This is a genomic window from Bradyrhizobium sp. USDA 4516, from assembly GCF_054055915.1.
The window spans coordinates 1,688,148-1,702,918 of the sequence record NZ_JBSRXT010000001.1; the positions used below are offsets into that span (position 1 = coordinate 1,688,148).

At 65.1% G+C, this 14,771-nt stretch carries 16 protein-coding genes; 5 read left to right on the forward strand and 11 right to left on the reverse strand.

The window, feature by feature from the left end:
* The first annotated feature begins 143 nt into the window (after nucleotides 1-143).
* Nucleotides 144-632: a 5-(carboxyamino)imidazole ribonucleotide mutase gene (gene purE / locus ACVI1L_RS08005; protein ID WP_028335999.1), complete on the forward strand. Its 489-nt coding sequence runs from the start codon at nucleotides 144-146 to the stop codon at nucleotides 630-632.
* Nucleotides 629-1,735: a 5-(carboxyamino)imidazole ribonucleotide synthase gene (locus ACVI1L_RS08010; protein ID WP_076829604.1), complete on the forward strand. Its 1,107-nt coding sequence runs from the start codon at nucleotides 629-631 to the stop codon at nucleotides 1,733-1,735. The genes purE and ACVI1L_RS08010 overlap by 4 nt, the downstream gene beginning before the upstream one ends.
* A gap of 173 nt (nucleotides 1,736-1,908) precedes the next feature.
* On the opposite strand, the gene aqpZ is transcribed toward ACVI1L_RS08010, so the two are convergent.
* Nucleotides 1,909-2,631, reverse strand: a complete 723-nt coding sequence (gene aqpZ / locus ACVI1L_RS08015; protein WP_057019013.1) for an aquaporin Z — start codon at nucleotides 2,629-2,631, stop codon at nucleotides 1,909-1,911.
* A 263-nt stretch (nucleotides 2,632-2,894) separates the two neighbouring features.
* Between aqpZ and rpsU the strand changes: the two genes are divergently transcribed.
* Together rpsU and ACVI1L_RS08025 are read left to right on the forward strand one after the other, a co-directional pair.
* Nucleotides 2,895-3,191, forward strand: coding sequence for a 30S ribosomal protein S21 (gene rpsU, locus ACVI1L_RS08020; protein ID WP_021078544.1), 297 nt, complete (start codon nucleotides 2,895-2,897; stop codon nucleotides 3,189-3,191).
* Between the two features lie 113 nt (nucleotides 3,192-3,304).
* Nucleotides 3,305-3,967, forward strand: coding sequence for a tetratricopeptide repeat protein (locus ACVI1L_RS08025; RefSeq protein WP_456782629.1), 663 nt, complete (start codon nucleotides 3,305-3,307; stop codon nucleotides 3,965-3,967).
* A gap of 48 nt (nucleotides 3,968-4,015) precedes the next feature.
* Here the strand turns inward: ACVI1L_RS08025 and ACVI1L_RS08030 are convergent, their stop codons facing one another.
* The 10 genes from ACVI1L_RS08030 to ACVI1L_RS08075 form a co-directional block, all read right to left on the reverse strand.
* Nucleotides 4,016-4,921, reverse strand: a complete 906-nt coding sequence (locus ACVI1L_RS08030) for a hypothetical protein (RefSeq protein ID WP_456782630.1) — start codon at nucleotides 4,919-4,921, stop codon at nucleotides 4,016-4,018.
* Between the two features lie 264 nt (nucleotides 4,922-5,185).
* Nucleotides 5,186-5,470, reverse strand: coding sequence for a cupin domain-containing protein (locus ACVI1L_RS08035; RefSeq protein ID WP_028340624.1), 285 nt, complete (start codon nucleotides 5,468-5,470; stop codon nucleotides 5,186-5,188).
* Between the two features lie 37 nt (nucleotides 5,471-5,507).
* A complete protein-coding gene (locus tag ACVI1L_RS08040) occupies nucleotides 5,508-6,605 on the reverse strand; it encodes a calcium:proton antiporter (RefSeq protein ID WP_057019011.1) in 1,098 nt (365 codons plus the stop codon).
* Nucleotides 6,606-6,658: 53 nt separating this feature from the next.
* Nucleotides 6,659-7,477: an alpha/beta hydrolase gene (locus ACVI1L_RS08045; RefSeq protein WP_456782631.1), complete on the reverse strand. Its 819-nt coding sequence runs from the start codon at nucleotides 7,475-7,477 to the stop codon at nucleotides 6,659-6,661.
* 15 nt (nucleotides 7,478-7,492) lie between these two features.
* Nucleotides 7,493-7,663, reverse strand: coding sequence for a hypothetical protein (locus ACVI1L_RS08050; RefSeq protein WP_200844487.1), 171 nt, complete (start codon nucleotides 7,661-7,663; stop codon nucleotides 7,493-7,495).
* Nucleotides 7,664-7,673: 10 nt separating this feature from the next.
* The gene (locus ACVI1L_RS08055) at nucleotides 7,674-9,071 is read right to left on the reverse strand and encodes an NAD(P)(+) transhydrogenase (Re/Si-specific) subunit beta (RefSeq protein WP_076828040.1); all 1,398 of its coding nucleotides are present in this window, start codon (nucleotides 9,069-9,071) and stop codon (nucleotides 7,674-7,676) included.
* Nucleotides 9,072-9,114: 43 nt separating this feature from the next.
* A complete protein-coding gene (locus ACVI1L_RS08060; protein WP_016841609.1) occupies nucleotides 9,115-9,432 on the reverse strand; it encodes a proton-translocating transhydrogenase family protein in 318 nt (105 codons plus the stop codon).
* Nucleotides 9,433-9,443: 11 nt separating this feature from the next.
* Nucleotides 9,444-10,568, reverse strand: coding sequence for a Re/Si-specific NAD(P)(+) transhydrogenase subunit alpha (locus ACVI1L_RS08065; protein ID WP_057019008.1), 1,125 nt, complete (start codon nucleotides 10,566-10,568; stop codon nucleotides 9,444-9,446).
* Nucleotides 10,569-10,713: 145 nt separating this feature from the next.
* Nucleotides 10,714-10,866, reverse strand: coding sequence for an aa3-type cytochrome c oxidase subunit IV (locus ACVI1L_RS08070; protein ID WP_092080774.1), 153 nt, complete (start codon nucleotides 10,864-10,866; stop codon nucleotides 10,714-10,716).
* 268 nt (nucleotides 10,867-11,134) lie between these two features.
* Nucleotides 11,135-13,051 (reverse strand): M3 family oligoendopeptidase, encoded by a 1,917-nt coding sequence (locus ACVI1L_RS08075; protein WP_456782632.1) that lies wholly within the window; start codon nucleotides 13,049-13,051, stop codon nucleotides 11,135-11,137.
* A gap of 142 nt (nucleotides 13,052-13,193) precedes the next feature.
* Here ACVI1L_RS08075 and ACVI1L_RS08080 point away from each other — a divergent pair, with 142 nt between their 5' ends.
* A complete protein-coding gene (locus ACVI1L_RS08080) occupies nucleotides 13,194-14,684 on the forward strand; it encodes a sigma-54-dependent transcriptional regulator (protein ID WP_456782633.1) in 1,491 nt (496 codons plus the stop codon).
* The last annotated feature ends 87 nt before the right edge of the window (nucleotides 14,685-14,771 follow it).

A 14,771-nucleotide genomic window follows, 5' to 3' on the forward strand; every position in this document is an offset into this window, starting at 1 on the left:
TTGTTGAGGCCTGCTTATGAAGGCTTGCCGGGATTCACCAAGACAGGATAGTCCATTCTAACTCCCTTGCCACGCCTTGGATGACGCCCGGGCCGTCCCTATAATCGGCCTATGCTTTTGGATTCCTGCACAGAATTGAAGAGATGACCGCTCCGATCGCCATCATCATGGGAAGTCAGTCCGACTGGGAAACCATGCGCCATGCCGCCGAGACGCTGGCTGCGCTCGGCGTGGCCTGCGAAACGCGCATCGTTTCGGCCCACCGCACCCCGGATCGGCTCTATGCCTTTGCCAAGGGCGCCAAGGCAGCCGGCCACAAGGTGATCATTGCCGGCGCCGGCGGCGCCGCCCATCTGCCGGGCATGACGGCCGCGCTGACGGAGCTTCCGGTGTTCGGGGTTCCCGTCGAGTCGAAGGCTCTGTCGGGCGTCGATTCGCTCTATTCGATCGTGCAGATGCCGGCCGGCGTCCCGGTCGGAACGCTGGCAATCGGCAAGGCCGGCGCGATCAATGCCGCGTTGCTCGCGGCGAGCGTGCTCGCACTCAACGATCCGGCTCTGTCGGCCCGCCTTGCGGCCTGGCGCAAGCAGCAGACCGACGCGGTCAACGAGCATCCGGAGGGCGCGGCGTGACGGCTTCGAACGCAGTGAAGCTGAAGCCGGGCGACACCATTGGAATCCTCGGCGGCGGACAATTGGGCCGGATGCTGGCGATGGCCGCGGCGCGCCTCGGGCTCCGCTGCCAGGTGTTTTCGCCGGATCCGGACTCCCCGGCGTTCGACGTGGTGCAGAACGCGACCTGCGCGGAATATGCCGACGTCGAGGCGCTCGAACTGTTCGCCAACGATGTCGACGTCGTCACCTATGAGTTCGAGAATGTCCCGGCCGCGACCGCGATGGTGCTCGCCGCGCGGCGCCCGGTGCTGCCGGCCTACAAGATCCTGGAGACCACGCAGGACCGGCTGATCGAGAAGGATTTCATCAGCAAGCTCGGCATCGGCACGGCCGACTACGCCGACGTGTCCTCGGTCGGCACGCTGCGCACGGCAATCGAACGCATCGGCCTGCCCGCGGTGATCAAGACCCGCCGCTTCGGCTATGACGGCAAGGGCCAGGCCATCATCCGCGAGGGCGATGACCTCGAACAGGTCTGGGAGGACCTTGGCACCAAGTCGGCGATCCTCGAGGCCTTCGTGCCGTTCGAGCGCGAGATCTCGGTGATCGCGGCCCGCTCCGCATCCGGCGAAGTCGAATGCTTCGACGTCACCGAGAACGAGCATCGCGACCACATCCTGAAAATTTCCCGCGCGCCGGCCGCGATCACCGATGAGCTTGCCGTGCAGGCGCGCGCGATCGCCGAAGAGATCGCCTCGGCGCTCGACTATGTCGGCGTGCTCGCGGTGGAGATGTTCGCGGTGCCCGGCAACGGCAGCAAGGCGACGGTGCTGGTCAATGAGATCGCGCCGCGCGTGCACAATTCCGGTCACTGGACGCTCGACGGCGCCTCGATCTCACAGTTCGAGCAGCACATCCGCGCGATCGCCGGCTGGCCGCTGGGCAAGCCGGTGCGCCACGGCGACGTCGTCATGACCAACCTGATCGGCGACGACATCCTGAGCTACGAGCAGTGGCTCACCGTTCCCGGCGCCACAGTGCATCTGTACGGCAAGGGCACGCCGCGCCCCGGCCGCAAGATGGGACACGTCACCGAAGTGACGCCGGCCCGCAAGGGATAATTCCACACGCGGCCGATAGCCGCCTTCGTCGCATCGATGGAAATGGGATCGTGGCAACCACGATCCATTAGAGCAACGGTTCTGATTGAATCAGAACCGATGCTCTGGATTTTTGTTTACCCGTTTTCTTCACGCGAACCGGCGTCCACTTCGCTCGAAAACGCTCTCGCCGATCACGCCGTCTTCGCGCCGGCGACGATGCCGGTCGGCTCGTCGCTGAGCCAGCGATAGATCACGCCGCCGAGCGCACCGCCGATCAGGGGTGCGACCCAGAACAGCCAGAGCTGCCCCAGCGCCCAGCCGCCGACGAACAGCGCCGGCCCGGTGCTGCGCGCCGGGTTCACCGAGGTGTTGGTGACGGGAATGCTGACGAGATGGATCATCACCAGCGCGAGGCCGATGGCGAGCGGCGCGAAGCCGGCGGGCGCCTTGCCATGGGTCGATCCCATGATGATGAACAGGAACATCATGGTCATCACCACCTCGGTGATGAAGCACACCACCATGTTGTACTGGCCGGGTGAGTGCGCGTCATAGCCGTTGGAGGCAAAGCCCTTGCTGACATCGAAGCCGGGCGCGCCGCTCGCGATCACATAGAGCAGCCAGGCCGCGATGATTGCGCCCACAACCTGCGCGATGATGTAGGGCAGCACCTGGCCGCCCGGGAAACGCCCACCCGCGGCGAGCCCGACCGTCACCGCCGGGTTGAGGTGGCAACCCGAGATATGGCCGATCGCATAGGCCATGGTCACCACGCTCAGCCCGAAGGCCAGTGACACGCCGACCAGGCCGATCCCGACCTGCGGAAAGCCGGCCGCGATCACCGCGCTGCCGCAACCAGCGAATGTGAGCCAGAACGTACCGATGGCCTCGGCAGCGTATTTCTTCATCTCCATCTCGCATCTCCCCTATTTCCAATGTCCGGGTTATCCAAAACGCCGGGAGCGGCCCTCATCTGGGCGCCAAACCACCCAAATCAGGGCCGCACAATGGCATTTTCGCCCTATTTCGTGGCTTTACTAGGCCCGAAAGTCACTCGACCGGTGGACATCTGCGCGTTTGTCTGATACATGCGCGCGCCTAGGGTTAAGAGGCAGGCCTTTTGCCGTCCCTTCACCTCGCCAGATTCCGAACCGATCAATTCAAAAGAGGATGCCGCGTGCAGGTTCTCGTCCGCGATAACAATGTCGACCAAGCCCTGAAGGCGCTGAAGAAGAAGATGCAGCGCGAGGGCATTTTCCGCGAGATGAAGCTCCGCGGTCACTACGAAAAACCGTCTGAGAAGAAGGCCCGCGAAAAGGCCGAAGCCGTGCGCCGCGCGCGCAAGCTGGCGCGCAAGAAGCTGCAGCGCGAAGGCCTGCTGCCGATGAAGCCGAAGCCGGTGTTCGGCGCTGGCCCCGGTGGCGACCGCGGCGGCCGTCCGGGCGGTGCAGGCGCCGGTCGCGGCCCTCGCTGAACCGTTTTGCCGATATGGAAGTCTAACAGCGCGGGCCACGGGCCCGCGTTGTCGTTTTGAAGCACGCCGCGTTCCGGGGTACCCATGCAAAACGACCGGCAAGAGCATTTTGCATGACAGCTGATCCGGTAGCCCGCCCGCCCTTTCCAGGACCCGCGCAGCGCCGTTGCGCGCCGCATCTCGTCATCATTGCAGTGCTTCTCGGCCTGCCGCTCGCAGGCTGCTCCTTCGACCTCGGTTCATGGGGCTCCTCGGACGACAAGCCGAAGCCCGCTGCCACCGCCGACAAGCCCGCCGCCGACACCATCACCCCGCAAGACGTCAACAGCGCCAAGGATCACACCACGCGTGCGCAGGCGCTGGCGCGCTCCGGCAAGCTCGACGAGGCGATGGCGGAGTTCGAACAGGCGCTGGCGGCCGACCCTTACAACATCCAGGCGCTCTACGGCCGCGCCCTGATCTATCAGGGCCGCGGACAGCATCAGCAGGCGATCGACGATTTCACGGCAGCCAGCGGGCTGTCGCCGCAGAGGGCCGAGCCCCTGGTCGGCCGTGCCACCAGCTACCTCGCGCTCGACAAGGCCAAGCAGGCCGCCAGCGATCTCGACGAGGCCGTGCAGGCCGATCCCGGCAATGTTGGGGCGTGGAGCACGCGCGGCCAGGCCTATGAGCGGCTCGGCGACAAGGCCAAGGCGGCGGCGTCCTACAATCGCGCGCTCGCGCTGCGGCCAAGCGACGGCAATGCGCGCAGCGGGCTGGCGCGCACCGGCGGCTAGCCCTTGGCGTGAAGACAATCCGTCAGAAACGATCGAGCGGCGCTGCGGCTACTTCGGCAGGACGGCGTGGAACATCGACTTCATGCCGGACAACATGTCGTCGGTCACCGACGTGCGCTCGTTCTTCTGCGCCGGCATGATCGCCTCGGCGCGCAGGTCGAGCGGGGCCTGCACCACCGGGACCGGAATGTCGGCCGGCGGCGTCAGCCGGTTGGAATCCTGGCCGCCGGCGGCATAGGGCGGACGCGGCTGCGAGGATTGATCGACATTGTCAGTGGACGGGCTCGACACCATGATCGGCGGCGGCAACGGCCGGATCGCCGACGTGGCTGCCGGACGCTGCGCCTCAGGCAGGCGGGCGAGATCGGTGCGCGTGGCATCCTGGGACCGCGCCGCCTCCTGCGGACGCTCCTTGCGCAGCCGCTCGATGGCGGCGCGTGCGAGGTCGTTGGCGTCGCGGCTTTCCTCGGGCGTCACAGCAGCCTCGACCGGCGCGGCTGACGTCGCGGGCGCGGCCGGCTGCGGCGCGGCGGGCGCGACCTTCGCGACGGCCTTCGGCGCCGCCGGATGATGGCGGGTGTCGGCCGGGATGCTGGCGGTATCGGCCGGCACGTCAGGCTTCACATCGGCCGATTTGGGGTCGGCCGATTTCTCGGCGGGCTTCTCGGTGACGGTAGCCTTCTCGGACGCCGACCGCTCGATCAGCGTGCGCTCGGACATGCCCTTGGCCTTCACGCCGGCTTCGGGGAGGCTGCTGACGACGGTGGCGGGCTTGGCGGCGGCTTTCGGATCTGCCTTGGGATTTGCCTTGGGATCGACTGCGGCGGTCAAGGCTGCGGCTGACGGTGCTTCCGGCTTGGCCACGATGTAGTGATTAACGATGTACGCCCCGATGATGGTCGCTGCCACCGAGGGTAAGATGTCCATCACAAATTTCTTCAGGTAACTCAGCATGACCTGCCACTCCCCACCCCGCTATTACATGCTGGAACTTTGAGGCACATTCAGGGATCAACTGCGTCGGATCGGTGGCAAACCCCCGTTCCGACGTCACCTTTGGTGTCGCTTTGGTTTCAGCCGGAGGCGTCCCCTGCGCAGGCCGCATCCGCCTGCTAGATCATCGCGCAGCCGTTAACGGGTTATGAATTTCCACAGCCGCACCGGCTCGGACCTGCCATTCGGCGGGTGCAGGGTTCCTTGCTTGGTTCTCGCGCCGCGTCAGGGCTTGAGTTCGACCTCGAGGAACACGATCTCGCTGGCCGTCTCGTTGAGCACGTCGTGCTGGACCCCGGCCTTGCGGAAATAGGATTTGCCGGCTCCGAGCTGCGCCTTCGAGCGCTCGCCGTTCGGCGCCACGATCGTCATCTCGCCCGCCGTGATCGGAACGATGACATAGTCCATCTCATGGGTGTGGTGGCCGGTGGCGCTGCCCGGCGCGAGGCGCCATTCGGTCACCCGGACTTCCGCCGTATCCACCTGCACATCCGATTTGGCACTGAGCATCGTCATTTTCTCCAATTTTTTTTAAGCGGATCATGCTCTACGGCACGAAAACCATGAACACGAACACGGCGAACACCACCATGTGAACCAGCCCGAACAGGATGTTGGTGCGGCCGGTTCCGAAGGTGAGCATGCTGACCATGAAGGTGAGCAGCAGGATCAGCATATGCTGGTTGCTGAGCCCGAGCACCAATTGCTTGTCGAGCGCATAGGCGGCTACGGCCACCGCGGGAACCGTAAGCCCGATGGTGGCGATCGACGAGCCGAGCGCAAGGTTGATGCTCTTCTGCAGGTCGTTCTTGCGCGCCGCCGACACGGCGGCAACGCTCTCCGGCAACAGGATCAGGGCCGCCACCACCAGGCCGGCAAAGGCCGGCGGCGCGCCGATCTTGACGGTGACGACATCGACCACCAGCGAGAATTTCTTCGCCAGCAGCACCACCGCCAGCAGCGAGACCAGCAGCAGCGCAACGCTGATCGCCGTCATGCGGTCCGACATCACCTCACCATGCGCCGCCGCCTCATTGGCGCCGCTGACGAAATAATCGCGGTGACGGATGGTCTGGGTGTAGAGGAACACCGCATAGAGCAGCACGGTCACTATGCTGACCACGGCGAGCTGGGCCGTGGAAAACACCGGGCCCGGAGAGGTCAGCGTGAAATTGGGCATATCGAGCGTGATGGTCGCGAGCACGAACAGCACGCTGAGATAAAGGTTGGCGCCGGTGATCTGGAAATCCTGCTCCTTGTAGCGCAAGCCGCCGATGAAGATGCAGAGCCCGACCAGACCGTTGCAGACGATCATCACCACCGCAAACACCGTGTCGCGGGCCAGGGTCGGCGCCGGCGTTTCGCCCAGCATGATGGTCGAGATCAGCGCCACCTCGATGATCGTCACCGCGAGCGTCAGCAGCAATGTGCCGAACGGCTCGCCGATCCGCTCGGCTATCATCTCGGCATGGTGGACCGCCGCGAACACGGTGCCGAACAGAATGACCAGCAGCACCGCCGCAAACACCCAGCCCCCGGCCGATGGCGCGAAGCTGTAACCGGTGGCCGTGACCGCGGCAAACAACAGCACCGCCAAAACGGGATACAGCCAGGCCGACCGCGGCATCGGTCCGTGTGCACTCATCGTGGGGTCCCCTCACTTCGGTGGCGCGATTATGCGACAGACAATCGCCGCCGTCAGCCTCTTGCGGCGCCGATAAACCGCCGCGCCGTCGCCATCGCACCGAAATCGTCGAGATTGTCGTGCCCGCCACCGGGCAGTCGCACGAATTGCTTGGGCTCATGGGCGAGATCGAACAGGCGCTCGCCGAAGCGAATCGGGATCACCGGATCGTCGGTGCCATGCATGATCAGGAGCGGCGCCTTGACCTGCGCGATGAGCCGGTCGGAGTGGAATTGATCGCGCATCAGGAGGCTGACCGGCACATACCAGAAATGCGCGCCGGCGACGTCGGCCGTCGACGTATAGGGCGCCTCGAGGATCAGCTTGCCGAGCGGATGTTCGGCGGCGAGCGCGACCGCAACGCCGCTGCCGAGCGAGAAACCCCAGGCCACGATCTGCTCGGCGCGGTAGCGCGCGATGGTGAAGGCGTAAGCCGCTGCGGCGTCCTGCAGCAGTCCTTGCTCGCTCGGAGACCCGCTCGACCCTGCGTAACCCCGAAAGGACAGCGCCACCAGCCCGCTGCCGTCGGCCGTGATGGCCTTGAAGCGCGCCACGCGCCCGGCAAGGAAATCGCCGTTGCCATGAAAGAACAGCACGACGGGCCGGCCCGGCTTCGCCGGCACGTGCCAGACGATGACCTTCTCGCCGTCGCCCGTGGTCAGGACATGCTCTTCCGCTTCGGGAAGGCCCGCGGCTGCCGGCGCAGTCCGTCCGACCGGCGGGATCGGAAACAGCAGCTCGCGCTGCTTGACGTAGAGCACCGCGAGCCCGCCGAGATAGACGACGACCGCGGCGATCAGGAACCATTTCAGGATTGCGAGTGCCAGTGCCATCAGCGGTGGCCGCGGCTATGTCTTGCCGTGGAGCTTGAGCAGCTTCTCGACGTCCGCCTTGATGCTGTCGGGGACCGGTCGGCACGCGCACGCCGCCGCATGCGCGACGTGCCACTTGATGCGCTGCTCGCGCGTCGCCTGGAGCGGCATGCGATGCGCTCGATGCCACTCCCGGTTCAGCGCCATCGATACCGCCTTACATCGCCTTGACGATGTTCTCGGTGACCTTCTTGGCGTCGCCGAGCAACATCATGGTGTTGTCGCGGTAGAATAGCGGGTTGTCGATGCCGGCATAGCCCGAGGCGAGCGAGCGCTTGATGAACATCACGGTGCCGGCCTTCCAGACCTGCAGCACCGGCATGCCGTAGATCGGCGAGGTCTTGTCCTCTTCCGCCGCCGGGTTGGTGACGTCGTTGGCGCCGATCACGAAGGCGATGTCGGCCTGGGCGAACTCCGAGTTGATGTCCTCGAGCTCGAACACCTCGTCATAGGGCACGTTGGCCTCGGCCAGCAGCACGTTCATGTGGCCGGGCATGCGGCCCGCCACCGGGTGAATGGCGTATTTCACCTCGACGCCTTCCTTCTTCAGGATGTCGGCCATCTCGCGCAGCGCGTGCTGGGCCTGCGCCACCGCCATGCCGTAGCCGGGCACGATGATGACCTTCGAGGCGTTCTTCATGATGAAGGCGGCGTCATCCGCCGAGCCGAGCTTGGCGGGCTTCTGCTCGCCCGAGCCGCCGCCGGCCGCGGCGGTCTCGCCGCCGAAGCCACCGAGGATCACCGAGATGAACGAGCGGTTCATCGCGTGGCACATGATGTAGGACAGGATCGCGCCGGAGGAGCCGACCAGCGCGCCGGTGATGATCAGCGCCGAATTGCCGAGCGTGAAGCCGATGCCGGCCGCGGCCCAGCCGGAGTACGAGTTCAGCATCGAGATCACGACCGGCATGTCGGCGCCGCCGATCGGGATGATCATCAGCACGCCGAGCGCCAGCGCGATGATGGTGATCAGCCAGAAGTCGAGCGCGCTGCCGCTCATCACGAGGCCGACGATGAAGAACACCAGCGCCAGCGCCAGCACGATGTTGATGACGTGGCGGAACGGCAGGATGATCGGCGCGCCGCTCATCCGTGCCGACAGCTTCAGGAACGCGATCACCGAGCCGGTGAAGGTCAGGGCGCCGATCGCGACGCCGAGCGACATCTCGACCAGGCTCTGCGGATGAATGTTGCCGGGCGTGCCGATGTCGAACGCCTCGGGCGCATAGAACGCACCGGCGGCGACCAGCACCGCGGCCATGCCGACCAGCGAGTGGAACGCGGCGACGAGCTCGGGCATCGAGGTCATCGGCACCCGGCGCGCGATGACGGCGCCGATGCCGCCGCCGATCGCGACCGCGAGGATCACCAGCAGCCAGGCCACGCCGTCGGCCGGCGGATGGCTCGCCAGCGTGGTGCCGACGGCGATCGCCATGCCGATCATGCCGAACATGTTGCCCTGGCGCGACGACGCCGGGCTCGACAGGCCGCGCAGCGACAGGATGAACAGCACCCCCGCCACGAGATACAACAGTGCAGAGAGATTGGCGCTCATCTCAGGTCCCCCAAAATCCTCATCACCCCGAGGTGATTGCCGCTCACTTGGCTTTCTTCTTGTACATCGCGAGCATGCGCTGGGTGACCAGGAAGCCGCCGAAGATGTTCACGCAGGCGAAGATCAGCGCGACGAAGCCGAAGCCGCGGGCCCAGCCCGAACCGCTCGAGACCATGCCGACGCCGACCGCAAGCAGCGCGCCGACCACGATCACCGACGAGATCGCGTTGGTCACGCTCATCAGCGGCGTATGCAGCGCCGGCGTCACCGACCACACCACGAAATAGCCGACAAACACGGCGAGCACGAAAATCGACAGCCGGAACACGAACGGATCGACGGCCTGCGCGAGATGCTCCATGGCTTCTCTCCTTACTTCGGCTGGAAGTTGGGATGGATGACGGCGCCGTCCTTGGTCAGCGCGGTGGCCTTCACCAGTTCGTCGTCCCAATTGACCGCGAGCGCCTTGTTGGCCTTGTCGACCATCGTCTCGATGAACGAGAACAGGTTGCGCGCGTAGAGCCCCGAGGCCGACGCCGCAACACGGCCTGCGACATTGGTGTAGCCGACGATCTTGATGCCATCGGTCTCGACCACTTCGCCGGGCCTCGCGCCCTCGACATTGCCGCCGCGCTCGACCGCGAGATCGACCAGCACCGAGCCGGGCTTCATCGATTTCACCATCTCGCCGGTGACGAGCATTGGTGCCGGACGGCCGGGGATCAGCGCGGTCGTGATCACGATGTCCTGCTTCTTGATGTGCTCAGCGGTCAGCGCGGCCTGCTTGGCCTGGTACTCCTTGGACATTTCCTTGGCGTAGCCGCCGGCGGTCTGCGCGTTCTTGAATTCCTCGTCCTCGACGGCGAGGAATTTCGCGCCGAGCGATTCGACCTGTTCCTTGGTGGCCGGGCGCACGTCGGTCGCGGTGACGACGGCCCCGAGCCGCCGCGCGGTCGCGATCGCCTGCAGGCCGGCGACGCCAACGCCCATCACGAACACCTTGGCGGCCGGAACGGTGCCGGCGGCGGTCATCATCATCGGGAAGGCGCGGCCAAAGGCCTCGGCGCCCTCGATCACGGCGCGGTAGCCGGCCAGATTGGCCTGCGAGGACAAGACGTCCATCACCTGCGCGCGGGTGATGCGCGGCATCAATTCCATCGCGAAGGCGGACACGCCGGCATCGGCCATCACCTTCAGCGCGGCCTCGTTGCCGTAGGGATCCATGATCGCGATGACGAGCGCGCCGCGCTTGTATTTGGACAGTTCGGAGGCTTCCGGCCGCTTCACCTTGATGATGATGTCGGCGTCCTTGAGCGCGTCCGCGCTGACGGTGGCGCCAACCGCGGTGAACTCCGAATCGGGAAGGCCCGACTTGATGCCCGCGCCCGGCTCGACCGCGACCTCGGCGCCGAGTGCCCTGAACTTCTTCACGGTATCGGGCGAGGCCGCAACCCGCGGCTCGGACGGATCAATTTCCTTGGCAACGGCAATCTTCATGGGCCCTCCGGCGGCGCGAGCGGCGCACGCGTCTTCAAACTAGCGTTATTTTCGCCAGATTTGGATACCCGGTTTTTAGATCCGGGTTTCGACAGGAAATTCCGGCACCGCCGCAGGACGGCGGCGCCGCTAGCCGATCTAAGGATCAGACCAGGAAATAGGCCATCAAGGCGAGAATAATGGCGACGCTGATGGTGCCCCATTTGACCAGCATGAGAAACCCTTCATAGGTCTGCTCATGCGCCACGTAATCGTTGCCGTCGGCGGTCGTGTAGGCCACTTCGCTATGGTCTGCCATCGCTGTCCCCAGTCAGAAATTCGCGTTCCTCCGCGAGCCATTACCGCAAACGGATAGGCAGGGCAACGGCGCGGTCCCGATCGGGCGATTTGAAGCGCAAATCGTCCCCGATCCACGTTCGAGCGACGACGCCGCGCCAGCCCCTCGGCAGGATTGCCCTCCCAAACGCAGGCATCATGGAACGATCATGCCGCCAGGCGCAAAAAACGCCGAACGAAACTGGCACGGGACCGGCTGCTGCCCGGCCCGGCCGGAACGCCGATGGGCCTCAGCCCATCGCCTCCAGTTCGTCGATCATGCCGGCGATGACGGACAGGCCGCCGTCCCAGAATTTGGGGTCCTTGGCGTCGAGCCCGAACGGCCGCAGCAGCTCGGAATAGTGCTTGGTGCCGCCGGCGGCGAGCATGTCGAGATAGCGCTCCGCAAAGCCTTCGGACGCGTGCTCATAGACCGCATAGAGCGAGTTCACGAGGCAATCCCCGAACGCATAGGCATAGACGTAGAACGGCGAGTGGATGAAGTGCGGAATGTACATCCAGAACTTCTCGTAGCCCGGCTTGATCTCGATCGCCGGCCCCAGGCTCTCGCCCTGCACGCTGAGCCAGATCTGGCCTATCCGCTCGGCGGTGAGTTCGCCGTTCTTGCGCTCGGTATGAACCGCGCGCTCGAATGAATAGAACGCGATCTGCCGCACCACGGTATTGATCATGTCCTCGACCTTGCCCGCGAGCAGCGCCTGGCGCTGCTTGGCGTTCCTGGTCTGGGACAATAGCCGCTTGAAGGTCAGCATCTCGCCGAACACGCTTGCGGTTTCCGCCAGCGTCAGCGGCGTCGGCGCCATCAGCGCGCCGTTCTTCGCCGCCAGCACCTGATGGACGCCATGACCGAGCTCGTGCGCCAGCGTCATCACGTCGCGCGGTTTGCCCTGATAGTTCATCAGCACATAGGGATGCGCCGACGGCGTGGTCGGATGCGAGAACGCGCCGGGCGCCTTGCCGGGACGGACCGGCGCATCGATCCAGCGATCGTCGAAGAAGCGCTCCGCGATCGCGGCCATCTTGGGCGAGAAGCCACTATAGGCCGACAGCACCATGTTGCGCGCCTCGGGCCAGGCGATGGTGCCGGTCGCCGCGAACGGCAGCGGGGCGTTGCGGTCCCAGTGCGGCAGCTTCTTCTTTTTGAACCAGCCGGCCTTCAGCGCGTAATAGCGGTGCGACAGCTTCGGATAGGCCGCGCGCACCGAGGCGACCAGCGCATCGACCACCTCGCGCTCGACGCGGTTGTTGAGATGGCGGGAATCTGCGACATCTTGGAAGCCGCGCCAGCGGTCGGAGATTTCCTTGTCCTTGGCGAGCGTGTTGGTGATCAGCGCGAAGCTGCGCTCATTGTCCTTGAAGGTCTTGGCGAGCGCCTGCGCGGCAGCCTTGCGCTTGTCCCCCGCCTTGTCCTGCAGCAGGTTCAGCGTCGGCTCGATCGCGAGCTCCTTGCCGCCGACCTTGAAACGCAGACCGGAGATGGTCTGGTCGAACAGCCGGTTCCAGGCCGCGTAGCCGCTTTGCGCCTTTTCGTGGAACAGCTGCTCGACGCGATCCTCGAGCTGGTACGGCTTGTCCTTGCGCAGATCCTCGATCCACGGCCGGTAATGGCCGAGCTCCGGTTCGGCCATCGCGCGCTCGATCACGTCGTCGTCGACGCGATTGAGCTCGAGCGAGAAGAACAACAGATGCACCGACGCGGCGGTCAGCCGCTCGGAGACATCGCCGTAGAATTTCGAAATCGCGGGATCGACGCTGTCGCCGGCATGGACCAGGCCGGCGTAAGAGCCGAGACGGCCAGCCAAATCGTCGATCGCCTCATAGCGCCTGATCGCCTCGGCCAGCCACCTTCCGCCGCCTTCCTTGGCGGTATTTTCGGCAAGCTTGCCTTTGTAGTCGGTCTCAAACGCGACGCAATCTGCGTCCATTTTCTGCAAGTCGCGTGCGACCTCAGGCGCATCGATACCGGAGTAGAGATCTGCCAGATTCCATTCCGGAAGCTTGCCGGTCTTGCTGGCCGCCTTTTTCGCGGCCGGGCCGCCTGCGGACGATTTGCGTTGCGCGGCCGTCTTGCGCAACGCGGCTTCCTTGCGGAGAGCGGCCTTGCCGAGGGCAGACTTGTTGGATGCAGTTTTGGAGCGCGAGGTCATCTTGTTCGTAACCTTAGTTCAGTCGGAAAGATGTCAGCGGCGGCGGAATGAATGCGGGTTTGCAACATTTAAGAGTGCGTTAATCGGCATCGGCGACATTGCCCCGATTCGAGACAAATAAACGTAGCGTGCGGGGAAAACCATGGCTGCCACCATTTTGATCGCCGATGACGACGCAGTACAGCGCCGTTTGGTTGAAAACATGGTGCAGAAGTGCGGCTATGAGCCCCTCGTCGTGGACAGTGGCGACGCGGCGATCGCGGCCCTGACCGCATCCGAGACGCAGGCGATTGACGCCGTCGTGCTCGACCTCGTGATGCCGGGCCTCGACGGTCTCGGAGTCCTCGCAAAAATTCGTGAAGCTGGTTTGACCGTCCCGGTCATCGTGCAGACCGCGCATGGCGGCATCGACAATGTCGTGTCGGCGATGCGCGCCGGTGCCCAGGATTTCGTCGTCAAGCCGGTCGGCTTCGAGCGACTGCAGGTTTCCCTGCGCAACGCCCTCAACGCCTCGGCGCTTAAGGGCGAATTGCAGCGGATCCGCCACAGCCGCGAGGGCCGGCTGACCTTCTCCGACATCATCACCCGCAGCGAGGCGATGGCCGGGGTGCTGCGCACCGCGCAAAAGGCCGCGTCCTCGACGATCCCGGTGCTGATCGAGGGCGAATCCGGCGTCGGCAAGGAACTGTTCGCGCGCGCCATTCACGGCAGCAGCGAGCGCAAGGCCAGGCCGTTCGTTGCGGTGAATTGCGGCGCGATCCCGGACAATCTCGTCGAATCGATCCTGTTCGGCCACGAGAAGGGCGCCTTCACCGGCGCCACCGAGCGCCATCAGGGCAAGTTCGTCGAAGCGCATGGCGGCACGCTGTTCCTCGACGAGGTCGGTGAATTGCCGCTGACCACGCAGGTGAAATTGCTGCGCGCCCTGCAGGAAGGCACCGTCGAGGCGGTCGGCGGCCGCAAGCCGGTCAAGGTCGATGTTCGCATCATCTCGGCGACCAACCGCAAGCTGCTCGATCTCGTGAAAGGCGGCCAGTTCCGTGAGGACCTGTTCTATCGCCTGCACGTGCTGCCGCTGACCATTCCGGCGCTGCGACAGCGGCGCGAAGACATCCCGCATCTGCTGCGGCATTTCCTGGCGCGATTCTGCGCCGAGGAGAACCGCAACATCACCGGCATCAGCGGCGAGGCGATGGCCCACCTCTCGCAGCTCGACTGGCCGGGCAACATCCGCCAGCTCGAGAACACGGTGTATCGCGCCGTGGTGATGAGCGATGGCGACCAGCTCGGGCTCGCCGATTTCCCGCAAGGAACGGCGCATCCGGCGCCGGACGGCAAATCGCTGCAGGGCGAGCCGCTCGTGGTGTCGCCTTCCACGGCCCCCGCCATGATTTCCGGTAATGAAATACCGGTTGTCGCCTCCCTGCCAACCGCCGGCGGCCTTTCCATGCTCAATGCCGCGGGCGAGGTGCGCCCTCTAGAAGATCTCGAGAACGAGATCATCCGCTTCGCGATTTCGCATTATCGCGGACAGATGTCGGAGGTCGCGCGCCGCCTCAAGATCGGCCGCTCGACGCTCTATCGCAAGCTCGACGAAGCTGCGGCCGGCGCGCGCGCAAGCGACGCCACTTAGCTCTCGAGGCCGACAGGCCGCACCAGGGAACCTCTTGAACCGTGTCGTGGCGGTGACAGACAAAGGCTGTGCCGCGTGGCAAAAACG

Coding starts and splice junctions, on each gene's coding strand:
- purE (WP_028335999.1), top strand. CDS start 144: ATGACCGCTCCGATCGCCATCATCATGGGAAGTCAGTCCGACTGGGAA.
- ACVI1L_RS08030 (WP_456782630.1), bottom strand. CDS start 4,921: ATGCTGAGTTACCTGAAGAAATTTGTGATGGACATCTTACCCTCGGTG.
- ACVI1L_RS08060 (WP_016841609.1), bottom strand. CDS start 9,432: ATGGAGCATCTCGCGCAGGCCGTCGATCCGTTCGTGTTCCGGCTGTCG.
- ACVI1L_RS08055 (WP_076828040.1), bottom strand. CDS start 9,071: ATGAGCGCCAATCTCTCTGCACTGTTGTATCTCGTGGCGGGGGTGCTG.
- ACVI1L_RS08035 (WP_028340624.1), bottom strand. CDS start 5,470: ATGCTCAGTGCCAAATCGGATGTGCAGGTGGATACGGCGGAAGTCCGG.
- aqpZ (WP_057019013.1), bottom strand. CDS start 2,631: ATGGAGATGAAGAAATACGCTGCCGAGGCCATCGGTACGTTCTGGCTC.
- ACVI1L_RS08070 (WP_092080774.1), bottom strand. CDS start 10,866: ATGGCAGACCATAGCGAAGTGGCCTACACGACCGCCGACGGCAACGAT.
- ACVI1L_RS08040 (WP_057019011.1), bottom strand. CDS start 6,605: ATGAGTGCACACGGACCGATGCCGCGGTCGGCCTGGCTGTATCCCGTT.
- ACVI1L_RS08050 (WP_200844487.1), bottom strand. CDS start 7,663: ATGGCGCTGAACCGGGAGTGGCATCGAGCGCATCGCATGCCGCTCCAG.
- ACVI1L_RS08025 (WP_456782629.1), top strand. CDS start 3,305: ATGACAGCTGATCCGGTAGCCCGCCCGCCCTTTCCAGGACCCGCGCAG.
- ACVI1L_RS08075 (WP_456782632.1), bottom strand. CDS start 13,051: ATGACCTCGCGCTCCAAAACTGCATCCAACAAGTCTGCCCTCGGCAAG.
- ACVI1L_RS08065 (WP_057019008.1), bottom strand. CDS start 10,568: ATGAAGATTGCCGTTGCCAAGGAAATTGATCCGTCCGAGCCGCGGGTT.
- ACVI1L_RS08045 (WP_456782631.1), bottom strand. CDS start 7,477: ATGGCACTGGCACTCGCAATCCTGAAATGGTTCCTGATCGCCGCGGTC.
- ACVI1L_RS08080 (WP_456782633.1), top strand. CDS start 13,194: ATGGCTGCCACCATTTTGATCGCCGATGACGACGCAGTACAGCGCCGT.